Below are 12,641 nucleotides of genomic sequence, written 5' to 3' on the forward strand. Positions count from 1 at the left end.
AGCGTGTTCCTGGATCGCTGCGGGCCAGCTTCCGCACATCGACAACAGCCACGGCATCGCGCCGCGGGGGAACCTCCAGGCGGCGTGCACAGCGCTAGGCCACACGGCCATTCTTGAAGAACGTACGCTCGGTTTCGCGCGGCTGGCTGCCGTCGGGCTGGCTTGCCATGCGCACCACGGGGCCCTGCAGAAAGCCTGCCACCAGTTGGCCTTCGCGCCATTGGCGCATGTCGGCATCGAGGCTCAGCATTTCGAACAGGCGCCCCGTGCCCTGGGGGGCCAGGTCGTTTCCCTGCGCGTCCAGGCAGCGCAGGTAGCGCGTGGCGCCATCATGGCCCTCGATGCTTTCGGTGTTGAGTGCGCCGCTGGGCCAGTAGCGCAATTGATGTTCGCCCTTGTCTTGGCGCCTGCAGCGCAGCAGTGGTGCGCCGCAGGGGTAGAAGTGCTCGCTGCACAACTCCTCTCCGTACCAGTACAACTGCGTGCTTTCGCGCTGGCCCTGGGCGTCGAAAGCCTCATGCAGGCCATGGTGGCCCAGGCCCAGTGCCAGCCGGTCGCTGCGCACGGACTGCAGGGCGCCACTCATGAAGTGCTCGCCGCTGGTCCAACTGTTGCTGGCCTGGCTGGGGTAGTGGATCCAGTGGCGACTGCGCTCATTGCCAAAGCCCTGTGTCTCGCACTGCAGCAGCGTGCGGTCGGGCGAGAACCAGACCACGTCGCAACCGCAGTCCTGATTCTCGAAGACGTTGGGGCCGATGGGAAAACCATCCACGAAGCGCAGGCGGTGCGCACCGTCTGCAAGCGTCACATGCTCGACACCGCTGCCACGCAACCCGGGCACGGCCGCCAGGGAGAAATAGCGGTGTGGGTCGCGCACGATGTCCTGCTCCAGCCGCTGGCGGACGGCGTGGTGCAGGGCGAAGAATTCGGTGGCGATGGCTGCAAGGCGCTCCCCGTGCGGGGCGAGCAGATCCTGGTAGGCGTCCCAGGCATCTTCGTCACAGCCTTCTTCTCCCTCATCGTCATCATCATTTTCTTGGTCCGGATACGCCTGCGCGACCATATTCCAGATCGCGTGCACTTCCTCGATCAGCGGCAGCACGGACGCATAGACGGGATTGGCCGCGATGATGCCCGGCACCGCGCTTGCATCGTCCAGATGCGCGGCCACGTTGTCGAAGTATTGATCCACGCCGCCGTTGGAGACCTGCGCGTCGAACAGGTCGAAGTAGTACACCGCCCGCGCCAGTGGCGCGAAGCCGTCAGGTCCGGATGCGTGCAGCGCATCGACGATGGCACGGCTGAAGTACGGGGCGCAGCGCAGCAGCGCGGGCCAGTCGGCAAGGGGCAGTCGTGGGCTCATTCCATGTCCTTGTGCTGTTTCAGGAAGGTCTCGCAGACCTCGGGCCGGTTCAGCCACCGGGCCGATTGGTCCTCCATCGCTTCGGCATCATCGGAGCCGGGCGAGGTGATGAACAGAACCGCAGCGTTGGCCCCCTGGCGGTGCCGGCCCAAGAAGCCCTCGTTGTCCAGCCGCTTCAATGCCTCGATCAGGGCGTGAGGCTCCTGGGCCTTGACGGTGTCGGATGAAGCCACGTCACCGGAGCCATGGCCCTGTCCATGGTCTTCATTCTTTATGCTCCCGTATTGATAGCTGCTTGCGCTTTGTGGACGGGCGCTGGTGGCTATTTTCATTTACGTCACCTGTACGAAGAAGAGGCCGCTGCAGTCGGTGCTCTCGTTGGCCTGCGTGGGCAGGTACAGGTAGCCTACCCCGTCGGCCAGGTAAAACAGGTTGCGCAGCGGCGCGGGCAGGTTGCCGCCGTCGATCTGCAATGCGAAGGCCAGGCCGCCGAGTTCCAGGTCTTCGTTTTGCAGCCATTGCGGCGCACCGCCGATGAAGGACCGCGCGTCCCCGCCGGCCTGCACGTGGATGCCGTGCGGTGGCAGTTCCAGCGCGCTCTGCACCAATGTGCCGGCCTCGTGCACCAGCACTTGCGTGGTGCCCCGGCGCAGCAGCGCCAGTTCGGCCGGGTCGCCGTGGTAGGTGATCTCGTCGAGGAAGTACGTGCCCGGCGCGTAGGTGGTGAAGACCGAGGCGATGCGGCCCGCGCCGATGTCAATGCCCGCATGCTCGGCCAGGAATGCCGCGGGCAGCGATGCGGCGAGCACCAGCGGCCGGCCCGAGGGGCCGTGCGGCCAGTGGGCCACGCCGCCGATCAGCGCGCCGCCGCCCAGGCGGGGCGCCAAGGGGTGAACGCCGTCAGGGGTGATGGTGAGGGGTGTCGGCATGGTTTTGCTTCACATGTGATGGCTGCTTGCGCTTGCTGGGAGGGTGGTGGAGGTCGGTTTAGATCAAATCACTTCTTTCATCACACGCAGCGCCAGCAGTGCATACGGTACTGGGAGATGCTGGTCAATCGTAATCTGCGAAGCAAGGTGCGAAGTAGTCTTCGTAGAAGTCGATAAAGCTGGGTCCGGTGCGATCGACATGGCCGCTGTGCGAGCTGGGGTAGAAGTGCACCACGGGATTTTCGCCGTCCACCACGCGCGATGTGTCCAGGCAGGACGGCTCGTTGTCGTCCCCATTGCACTGAATGGCCACGAGGTAGCAGTGGCGTGAACCCGCGTCTTGCCGCCAATGCAACGTGTCGTCGTGCGCGGTGCCGCGCCCGCCCAGTGGCTCGCCCGCGGGTAATGAGGAAATCGGGAACAGATCCAACCCACCGTCGCGGGTGCGCAGGATGAAGTTGCGGACTGAGCCGGAGATGCGCAGGTTGAGTGCCGCCTCGACGTTGGCGATGGCCTGCTCGATGCTGGCACCGGCTCAGCTGACTTCGGCATCGGTATCCTGTCGCGCAAGATCATGCAGACGGATAACCAAAGTGCCGATGCGTTCACGGGAGCGTGAATTCCTGATGTTCTCTTTGGCAGTGGCATCTGATCTGGGGTTCATGGCACATCCTGCCTCCGTGCCTCCGTGCCTCCAGACCCAGGCTGGCGCCAAAGGTCCGGCGTGGATGTGGCGCAGCCCGGAGGCTGCCAAGGAAATCAAGATGCTGATTGGTGAAAGCGTTTCACGGGTTGGCCAGGGCGCCACACTGGTTGACCAGGCCGGCACAACGATGACCGAAGTGGTCAGCGCCATCAAGCGCGTGACGGACCTCATGGGAGAGATCAGCGCCGCCAGCGAGGAACAGAGTCAAGGCGTGGCGCAGGTGGGAGAAGCGGTGATGCAGATGGACCAGGCCACCCAACAGAATGCGGCGCTGGTCGAAGAGATGGCGGCAGCGGCTAGCAGCTTGAACAATCAAGCGTCAGAGTTGGTCAATGCGGTAGCGTTTTTCAAATTGTCAGGCGCAGATGGAGCCGTCGTGCGCAGCCGCAAGACCGAGTCATTCCCCGAACAACGACCTACCGTTGCCGCTCGTCTAAGGTAGCTCGCCGAGGAGGGGACCGCCTTGGTCGATGGCCAAGCGCGGACGCCAGGCATCCTCCACGGCGGCTTTCAGCGATCCCATCCCGCGCGCCCGCAACTGTCATCTCCGGGCCCTCCAGGGGCATATCCAAGATTGCCTACCTCCTCGGCTCAACCACCGGGAACATCGTCTCGAAGCTGTCGAACATTGCCAGCAGCTCGCCAAGCTTGGCGCGGTCACCCTCGACCTTGATCTGCCCGGTCTGCACCGCTTCGGGGAAGGTGGTCTGCCTGAGCGTAATTGCGTCCAGCGTGGCACGGCTCAGGGTGAGGGTTGTGTCTGCATTGCGGGCTTGGCCACTGGCATGGGTGAGCGCCGAGTTCTCCAGCGTCAGCGCGAACTGCTGCTTGGAATCGGTGAAGTTCCAGTTGATCACCATCTTCTTGCCTTCGGCCTTGGCCGCATCAACGCGCACAGCCAGGTAGTCGAAGTACAGCTCGTTGCTCACCGCCTTGAGCGTGTCGGGGGTGCTGCTGCTGCGCGCAGGGATCTTCGGTACTCCGCCGCGCAGTTCCATCGCACCCGCCAGGTAGGCGTTGCGCCAGGTGCTGGCCTCGGACTGATAGCCCAGCTGCTCCAGGGCATCGGCGCCCAATTGGCGCGCCGCGCTGTTGTCCGGATCGGCAAACACCAGCTGATTCATCACGCTGGCCACCCAGCGGTACTCGCCTTTCTTGAAGTCATCGCGGGCACGGGCCAGCACGGCATCAGCGCCACCCATGTATTCGACCGTCTTTTTCGCATGGGGCACGGGTGGTAGCGGGTCCAGGTTGGCCGGATTGGCGTCGTACCAGCCCAGGTACTTCTGATAGACCGCCTTGGCGTTGTGGCGCAGTGTGCCGTAGTAGCCGCGTGCCGACCATTCACGCTCCAGGCTGGCGGGCATGCGCAGTTGCTCGGCGATGTCTTGCGGCCCCAGGCCGTGGTTGAGCAGGCGCAGCGTCTGGTCGTTGATGAATTTGTACATGTCGCGCTGCTTCTTCAGCAGGTCGGCGACACGCTCGCGCCCCGTCACCGGCCAGTGGTGCTGCGTGATCATCACGTCGGTCTTGTCGCCGAAATCCAGGCGTGCGCGATCAATGTATTTGGCCCACAGGTTGCCGTCGCGCACCTCTGCGCCGCGGATGGTGTAGAGGTTGTGCATCGTGTGCGCCACATCCTCTGCCATGTTGAGCACGCGCTGTTGCGGCAGGTGGATCAGCATCTCTGCTGGAGCCTCTGAACCCGGCACCAGCTGGAACACGAAGGCCACGCCGTCGATGGTGCGCTCCTCGGTGGTTTTTTCGATAGTGCTGGTAGGCGCGATCAGGGTGGTGGTGCCGCTGGCCAGACGTTTGCCCAGGCCGGCGTCGACCTGGCCGCGCGGGCCCGAGGGCAGCAACACGCCGAACTGGTAGTGTGCACGGCGGCTCATCGCGGTGCCGGCCAGGATATTCTCGGCCACGGCCGACTCCATGAAGCCCGACGGCGCGATCACTTGTACCTTGCCGGCCGCGACATCGGCCTCGCTGACCACGCCCTTGACGCCACCGAAGTGGTCGGAGTGGCCGTGGGTGTAGATGACGGTGCCCACTGGTTTCCTGGGTCGGTGCTGGTAGTAAAGATCGAGCGCGGCGCGGGCGGTCTCCACGGAAAGCAGCGGGTCGATCACGATCAGGCTGGTGTCGCCTTCAACAATCGTCATGTTCGCGAGGTCAAAGCCGCGCACCTGATAGACCTTGTCGACCACCTTGAAAAGGCCGTGGATGAGATTGAGCTGGGCCTGGCGCCAAAGGCTCGGGTTGACGCTGTCAGCCGGCGCGTCGACCTTCAGGAAGTCGTAGGGCTTCAGGTTCCAGACCGGGCGCGCGCCGGTACCCGGCACCAGCGCATCGGGCACCGTTCCGATGAAGCCGCGCATCGCATCCTCGAAATCCTGGCGATCGGCGAAAGGCAGCGCCTTCGCCATCTCTGCATTGGCCTTCAGCGTGGCGGGCTCGGGCGCCTTGGGTGTGGTCTGCGCCAGGACCGGCGCGGTGGCGAGCATGCAGGCCCAGGCGGCGAAGGCAATGGGAAGGAGGGAAGAACGGGGCATGGTTGTCTGCTTATGTGAACGAGGAACAAGCGAGCGACCCATTCTCGAGAGCATTCAAATCGTTGGCAAATGCAAAATACGTGCTGACATTTAAAGAAAAACGCAAAATGCAACTACGACAGCTCGAACACCTTGTTGCCCTCGCCGACCACGGCAGCTTCGGCCGTGCCGCGCTGGCGGTGCATTTGTCGCAGCCCGCGCTTTCGCGCAGCATCGACACTCTCGAGGAGAGTCTGCAGGCGCGCCTGGTCGACCGCGCCTACGGCACCGTGCGCTTCACGCAAGCTGGAGAGCTGGTGCTCGCGCGCGCCCGCGAATTGATCGCCGATGCACAGCAGATCCGGCGCGATGTACTGCAGCTCGAAGAGCTCGCAATCGGCCGCCTCGCGGTCGGGCTGGGCCCGTTCGCGGCTGGCACGCTGGGCCGTGCGGCGTTGTCGCTGATGGCGCAGCGTTATCCGCAGCTGACGATGCAGGTGGAAGTGGCACATGCGAATTCGCTGTGTGAACGGCTGTACAACCGACAGCTGGACCTGTTCGTGGCCGACACACGAGACCTGAAGAAGCAGCCTGGCCTGAAGATCGCGCGTCTGCCCAACCAGCCGGTCTCGTTCTTCGTGCGGCCCAAACATCCGCTGAGCCAGCTCAAGCAGGTCACGCTGGCGCAGGCCATGCAATATCCCATGGCCGGTCCGCACCTTCCTGCCGAAGTGGCCATTCAATTCCATCAGCAGTTTCCTCGGGCTGACCGGGCTGTCTTCAACGTGGCCTGCGACGACGAAGGCACGCTGCAGCATCTTGCCCTGACCGCGGATGCGGTGATCCTCGCACCGCATGCCGCGGCACTCAAAGCGAATACCGACACTCTCGTGCAGTTGCGGATCGTGGGCTTCACGGACATGCAAACGCACTACAGCCTGGTGACGCTTGTGGGGCGCACGCCTTCGGCCGCGGCCCGCGCCTACATCGGCGTCCTGGCCGAATTGCTCGGGCCTGCAAGGTAGCGTGCACACAGGCCGCGGCGCCGGCAGATTGGTCAAGTGAGTTTTTGCTGCACGCCCAGCCGCACCGGCTGGGAAGAATGGACCTTGGCACCGTACCCGCTGCGCGGGGACTGGGCGAACGATAGTGGCCAGCTTGCGATGTTTTCTTACAAAGCACTGGTTCACATAGCGTTGACAATTTTTCCTCCACACGCCACCGGAGGTTGGTCATGCCATTTGAGTACCTGCAAGAACTCGCCGCTTGCGAGCTTCCATTGACTGTCCACGACCCTGCCTGCATTGACAAACTCAGGGTACTTCGGGCGGCCGATCTTGTCGCGGTGCTGGTGTCCAATGATGAAAGCCCGGTGCCATTCGCACGGGTGCTCTCGCTCACGGACAAGGGGCGAACGATGCTGGCCCAGGGCGAGGCGCGTGAAATCCTGTGACCGGGTATGGGGTGGGCAGCTCTGTGCCCGCGGTTTGGACCTCTCCGTGCGACCCCCTGCGACAAGGGCCCCGACGATGTCGGCCGATGGAGACCCCGCCAGGCGGCGATGGCTTGGTCACGCAGGCCGTCGCCCTGGCTCTTCAGGCAAGCGCCATGTCATTCTGTCGACGCTGATCCCGTCGTGCTGGGGGAGAAGAGATCCCAGCTAGCGATGAACAGGGCGGCGATGACAGGGCCGATCACGAAGCCTGTCAGGCCAAAAAGCGCCATGCCGCCCAGGGTCGAAATGAGCACAACGTAGTCAGGCATCTTGGTGTCCTTGCCCACCAGAATCGGCCGAAGGACGTTGTCCACCAGGCCGATGACCCCGATGCCGAACGCGGTCAGCACCACCCCTTGCCATACAGCGCCGGTGGCCAGGAAGTAGATCGCCACGGGCACCCAGATCAGTCCTGCGCCCACGGCGGGCAGCAGCGACAGGAATGCCATCGAAACGCCCCACAGCACGGGTCCCTGGATGCCCAGGATCCAGAAGATCAATCCGCCCAAGGCGCCCTGCGACGCGGCCACGACGATGTTGCCCTTGACCGTTGCGCGGATCACGGTGGTGAATTTGCTGACCAGCTGCCGCTTGTGCGTGTCATCCAGCGGTGTGGCCTGGCCGATGCGCAGCGCGAGGCTTGATCCATCGCGCAGCAGGAAAAACAGCAGGTACAGCATGATGCCGAAGCTCACCAGGAACTGCAGCGTGTTCTGCCCGATGCTCAATGCTTGCGCGGCCACGAACTGGCTCGCCTGGACGGCGACCGACGAGAACTTCTGTTGCAGTTCGCCAACGGTTGTGAGGTTCAGCCGGTCCAGCAGGTTGGCCGCCCAGGCGGGCAGGGCGGCGATCACCTGTTGCAGATAGAGCCCGAAATTGAGCTGGCCGGAGCGCATCCGCTCATAGATCACCGTGGCCTCTTGCACCAGCGACACCGTGATGGCGGTCATGGGCAGGATGACCACGATGAGGCACAGCCCCAGGGTGCACAGTGCGGCGAGATTGCGCCGCCTGGGCATGCGCCGCAACAGCTTGCGGTGCAGGGGGGCAAAGAGAATCGCCAGGATGACACCCCAGAAGACGGCCCCGTGAAACTGCCACAGGATCGCCCCGAAGGCAATGGTGACAAGGGCCAGCAACAGCAAGAAGGCCTTGTTCTGGGGGGTGGGTGGTGTCATGTTGGTGCGTGGCAATGGGATACCCGGAATGTACGCGAGCGCGGGTTCCCGCTGCTGGCCGGCCCGCTCGTGAAAACCTTTCCCGTTGGGCGGCAGGCTGTTCGGTGGCACAATGGCGCCCGTACCAAGGCCCTTCCCCAGCCACAGTCGCATCCGCCAATCGGTTCAGCCGTGTCGCGGAAGGTTTCTCAACCAGCTAATGCTTTCCCAAGGAAAGCGGAGGTCAGCGGAATATGAGCGATACGACGTCCGTCTATCAAGCCTACCAAGGCAACACCTACCTCTTCGGCGGCAATGCGCCCTATGTCGAAGAGATGTATGAGAACTACCTCGCCAATCCAGGCAGCGTGCCAGACAACTGGCGCGAATACTTTGACGCACTGCAAAACGTGCCCGCGGTGGACGGCAGCAATGCCAAGGACGTTCCCCATCTCCCCGTGGTCAATGCCTTTGCCGAGCGCGCAAAGCAGGGTGGAACCAAGGTCGTCGTCGCCACCGGCGCGGATTCGGAACTGGGCCGCAAGCGCACCGCCGTCCAGCAGCTGATCGCCGCTTACCGCAACGTGGGCCAGCGCTGGGCCGATCTGGACCCCCTGAAGCGCACCGAGCGCCCCGCCATCCCCGAGCTCGAACCCTCCTTCTATGGTTTCAGCGATTCCGACCAGGAAGTCGTGTTCAACACCAGCAACACGTTCTTCGGCAAGGAGTCGATGCCGCTGCGCGAGCTGATCAACGCCCTGCGTGAAACCTACTGCAGCTCCATCGGTGCCGAGTACATGTACGCCACCGACCAGAACCAGAAGCGCTGGTGGCAGGAAAAGCTCGAAACCATCCGCAGCAAGCCCAGCTTTGGCGCGGACAAGAAGAAGCACATCCTCGACCGCCTGACCGCGGCCGAAGGCCTGGAGCGCTTTCTCCACACCAAATACGTCGGCCAGAAGCGTTTCTCCCTCGAAGGGGGCGAAAGCTTCATTGCCGCCATGGACGAACTGATCCAGTCCGCCGGCGCCAAGGGCGTGCAGGAAATCGTGATCGGCATGGCCCACCGCGGCCGCCTGAACGTGCTGGTCAACTCCCTGGGCAAGATGCCTGCGGACCTGTTCGCCGAATTCGACCACACCGCTCCCGAAGACCTGCCATCGGGCGACGTGAAATACCACCAGGGCTTCAGCTCCGACGTGACCACCCCCGGCGGCCCGGTCCACCTGTCGCTGGCGTTCAATCCGTCGCACCTGGAAATCGTGAACCCCGTGGTCGAAGGCTCCGTGCGTGCCCGCATGGACCGCCGCGCCGACCCCCATGGCAAGCAGGTGCTGCCCGTGCTGGTGCACGGCGACGCGGCCTTTGCCGGCCAGGGCGTGAACCAGGAAACGCTGGCGCTGGCGCAGACCCGTGGTTATTCCACGGGCGGCACGGTGCACATCATCATCAACAACCAGATCGGGTTCACCACCTCCGACCCGCGCGACGCACGCTCCACGCTGTACTGCACCGACATCGTGAAGATGGTCGAGTCGCCCGTGCTGCACGTGAACGGCGACGATCCCGAGGCCGTGGTGCTGGCCACCCAGCTCGCCCTCGAATTCCGCATGGAGTTCCAGAAGGACGTGGTCGTGGACATCATCTGCTTCCGCAAGCTGGGCCACAACGAGCAGGACACGCCTGCGCTGACCCAGCCGCTCATGTACAAGAAGATCGGCCAGCACCCCGGCACGCGCAAGCTGTACGCCGACAAGCTGGCCACGCAGGGCCTGGGCGAAACGCTGGGCGACGACATGGTCAAGGCCTACCGTGCCGCCATGGATGCGGGCAAGCACACGGTCGACCCGGTGCTGACCAATTTCAAGAGCAAGTACGCCGTGGACTGGAGCCCGTTCCTGGGCAAGAAGTGGACGGACGCTGGCGACACCGCCATTCCCCTGGCCGAGTGGAAGCGCCTGGCCGAGAAGATCACCACCATCCCTGAAAGCGTGACGCCGCACCAGCTGGTCAAGAAGGTGTACGACGACCGCGCCGCCATGGGCCGTGGCGAGATCCCCGTGGACTGGGGCATGGGCGAGCACATGGCGTTCGCCTCGCTCGTGGCCAGCGGCTATCCCGTGCGCCTGTCGGGCGAGGACTGCGGCCGCGGCACCTTCACGCACCGCCACTCGGTCATCCATGACCAGAAGCGCGAGAAGTGGGACATCGGCACCTATACGCCCCTGCAGAACGTGGCCGAGAACCAGGCTCCGTTCGTCGTGATCGACTCCATCCTGTCCGAAGAGGCGGTGCTGGGCTTCGAGTATGGCTACGCGTCCAACGACCCCAACACGCTCGTGATCTGGGAAGCCCAGTTCGGCGACTTCGCCAACGGTGCGCAGGTCGTGATCGACCAGTTCATCGCCTCCGGCGAAGTGAAGTGGGGCCGCGTGAACGGCATCACGCTGATGCTGCCGCACGGCTACGAAGGCCAGGGCCCGGAGCACAGCTCGGCACGCCTGGAGCGTTTCATGCAGCTGTCGGCCGACGCCAACATGCAGGTGGTGCAGCCGACCACGGCCAGCCAGATCTTCCACGTGCTGCGCCGCCAGATGGTGCGTGATCTTCGCAAGCCGCTGATCATCATGACGCCCAAGTCGCTGCTGCGCAACAAGGATGCCACCTCGCCGCTGTCCGAATTCACCAAGGGCAGCTTCCAGACGGTGATCCCGGAACAGGACGAGGCCATCGTGAAGAAGGCCGCCAAGGTCAAGCGCGTGATCGCCTGCTCCGGCAAGGTGTACTACGACCTCGTGAAGAAGCGCACCGAGCGCGAAGACGATGACGTGGCCATCATCCGTGTGGAACAGCTCTATCCCTTCCCGCACAAGGCGTTTGCCGCCGAACTCAAGCGCTACCCCCATGCCACCGACGTGGTGTGGTGCCAGGACGAGCCGCAGAACCAGGGCGCCTGGTTCTTCATCCAGCACAACATCCACGAGAACATGCTCGAGGGCCAGAAGCTGGGCTACTCCGGCCGCGCGGCATCGGCGTCGCCTGCCGTGGGTTACTCGCACCTGCACCAGGAACAGCAAAAGGCGCTGGTGGACGGCGCGTTTGCCAAGCTCAAGGGGTTTGTCCTGACCAAGTAAGGCCAGCTACCCGAACGAACACAGAACAAACAGAACCCTACTGAAAGAATTCAAAATGGCTATCGTAGAAGTCAAAGTCCCCCAGCTGTCCGAATCCGTGGCGGAAGCCACCATGCTGACCTGGAAGAAGAAGGCCGGTGAGGCCGTGGCCGTGGACGAAATCCTGATCGAGATCGAAACCGACAAGGTCGTGCTCGAAGTGCCCGCGCCGTCGGCTGGCGTGTTGTCCGAAATCATTCAGGGCGACGGCGCCACCGTGGTGGCCGAACAGCTCATCGCCAAGATCGACACCGAAGGCAAGGCTGGCGCAGCCGCCCCCGCACCGGCTGCCGCTGCGCCGGCTCCCGCGGCCGCAGCGCCCGCCGCCGCACCAGCGGCTGGCGGTTCGAAGGGCGATGTGGCCATGCCCGCAGCCGCCAAGCTGCTGGCCGACAACAACCTGTCGGTGTCGGCCGTGGCCGGCACGGGCAAGGATGGCCGCGTGACCAAGGGCGACGTGCTGTCCGCCGTGGCCGGCGGCGCCAAGGCTGCTGTGGCTCCGAGCGTGATTCCCACGGGCGTGCCGACCAAGACGCTGCCCCAGGTGTCCGCGCCTGCCGCCAAGGAAGACCTGAGCGGCCGTCCCGAGCAGCGCGTGCCCATGAGCCGCCTGCGCGCCCGCGTGGCCGAGCGCCTGCTGCAGTCGCAGTCGACCAACGCCATCCTGACCACGTTCAACGAAGTGAACATGGCCCCCGTGATGGATCTGCGCAAGAAGTTCCAGGACTCCTTCACCAAGGAACACGGCACCAAGCTGGGCTTCATGTCCTTCTTCGTGAAGGCCGCCGTGCACGCCCTCAAGAAGTACCCCGTGCTGAACGCCTCGGTGGACGGCAACGACATCGTCTACCACGGCTACTTCGACATCGGTATCGCCGTGGGTTCGCCCCGTGGCCTGGTGGTGCCCATCCTGCGCAATGCGGACCAGATGAGCTTCGCCGACATCGAGAAGAAGATCGCCGAGTTCGGCAAGAAGGCGTCGGAAGGCAAGCTGGGCATCGAAGAAATGACCGGCGGCACGTTCTCCATCTCCAATGGCGGCACGTTCGGCTCCATGCTGTCCACTCCCATCATCAACCCGCCCCAGTCGGCCATTTTGGGTGTGCACGCCACCAAGGACCGCGCCGTGGTCGAAAACGGCCAGATCGTCATCCGCCCGATGAACTACCTGGCCATGTCGTATGACCACCGCATCATCGACGGCCGCGAAGCCGTGCTGGGCCTGGTGGCCATGAAGGACGCGCTGGAAGACCCATCGCGTCTGCTGTTCGACATCTGATC

The 12,641-nt window shown here is 64.0% G+C and carries 10 protein-coding genes and 1 pseudogene; 5 read left to right on the plus strand and 6 right to left on the minus strand.

Annotated features, from left to right (window positions below):
* Window positions 1-94: 94 nt before the first annotated feature.
* The 4 genes from AC07PV_RS01515 to AC07PV_RS01530 all read right to left on the minus strand — a co-directional run bounded on the left by AC07PV_RS01515 (window position 95) and on the right by AC07PV_RS01530 (window position 2,815).
* Window positions 95-1,363, minus strand: coding sequence for a DMP19 family protein (locus AC07PV_RS01515; RefSeq protein WP_494629186.1), 1,269 nt, complete (start codon window positions 1,361-1,363; stop codon window positions 95-97).
* A complete protein-coding gene (locus AC07PV_RS01520) occupies window positions 1,360-1,695 on the minus strand; it encodes a DUF4303 domain-containing protein (protein ID WP_218294813.1) in 336 nt (111 codons plus the stop codon). Before AC07PV_RS01520 ends, AC07PV_RS01515 begins: the two co-directional genes overlap by 4 nt.
* Window positions 1,696-2,292 carry a hypothetical protein gene (locus tag AC07PV_RS01525; RefSeq protein WP_492253305.1) on the minus strand — a complete coding sequence of 199 codons (597 nt, stop codon included), beginning with the start codon at window positions 2,290-2,292 and terminating at the stop codon, window positions 1,696-1,698.
* Window positions 2,293-2,416: 124 nt separating this feature from the next.
* Window positions 2,417-2,815 carry an SMI1/KNR4 family protein gene (locus AC07PV_RS01530; RefSeq protein WP_494629473.1) on the minus strand — a complete coding sequence of 133 codons (399 nt, stop codon included), beginning with the start codon at window positions 2,813-2,815 and terminating at the stop codon, window positions 2,417-2,419.
* 211 nt (window positions 2,816-3,026) lie between these two features.
* On the opposite strand from AC07PV_RS01530, the pseudogene AC07PV_RS01535 reads away from it, so the two are divergent.
* A pseudogene (locus AC07PV_RS01535) lies at window positions 3,027-3,440 on the plus strand (methyl-accepting chemotaxis protein); the annotation flags it as partial.
* A 136-nt stretch (window positions 3,441-3,576) separates the two neighbouring features.
* Here the strand turns inward: AC07PV_RS01535 and AC07PV_RS01540 are convergent.
* Complete coding sequence (locus tag AC07PV_RS01540) at window positions 3,577-5,553, minus strand: alkyl/aryl-sulfatase (protein WP_494629187.1); 1,977 nt, start codon at window positions 5,551-5,553, stop codon at window positions 3,577-3,579.
* Window positions 5,554-5,633: 80 nt separating this feature from the next.
* Here AC07PV_RS01540 and AC07PV_RS01545 point away from each other — a divergent pair, with 80 nt between their 5' ends.
* Together AC07PV_RS01545 and AC07PV_RS01550 are read left to right on the plus strand one after the other, a co-directional pair.
* Complete coding sequence (locus AC07PV_RS01545; RefSeq protein WP_494629189.1) at window positions 5,634-6,557, plus strand: LysR family transcriptional regulator; 924 nt, start codon at window positions 5,634-5,636, stop codon at window positions 6,555-6,557.
* A gap of 209 nt (window positions 6,558-6,766) precedes the next feature.
* Window positions 6,767-6,985, plus strand: coding sequence for a hypothetical protein (locus AC07PV_RS01550; protein ID WP_218294817.1), 219 nt, complete (start codon window positions 6,767-6,769; stop codon window positions 6,983-6,985).
* A gap of 158 nt (window positions 6,986-7,143) precedes the next feature.
* Here the strand turns inward: AC07PV_RS01550 and AC07PV_RS01555 are convergent, their stop codons facing one another.
* Window positions 7,144-8,208, minus strand: coding sequence for an AI-2E family transporter (locus tag AC07PV_RS01555; RefSeq protein ID WP_218294818.1), 1,065 nt, complete (start codon window positions 8,206-8,208; stop codon window positions 7,144-7,146).
* Window positions 8,209-8,441: 233 nt separating this feature from the next.
* Between AC07PV_RS01555 and AC07PV_RS01560 the strand changes: the two genes are divergently transcribed.
* Complete coding sequence (locus tag AC07PV_RS01560) at window positions 8,442-11,321, plus strand: 2-oxoglutarate dehydrogenase E1 component (protein ID WP_218294819.1); 2,880 nt, start codon at window positions 8,442-8,444, stop codon at window positions 11,319-11,321.
* Window positions 11,322-11,376: 55 nt separating this feature from the next.
* Entirely contained in the window at window positions 11,377-12,639 is a 1,263-nt protein-coding gene (gene odhB / locus AC07PV_RS01565) for a 2-oxoglutarate dehydrogenase complex dihydrolipoyllysine-residue succinyltransferase (RefSeq protein ID WP_218294820.1), read from the plus strand.
* Window positions 12,640-12,641 lie beyond the last annotated feature (2 nt).

It is taken from the genome of Acidovorax sp. GW821-FHT09A11 (genome assembly GCF_059418365.1).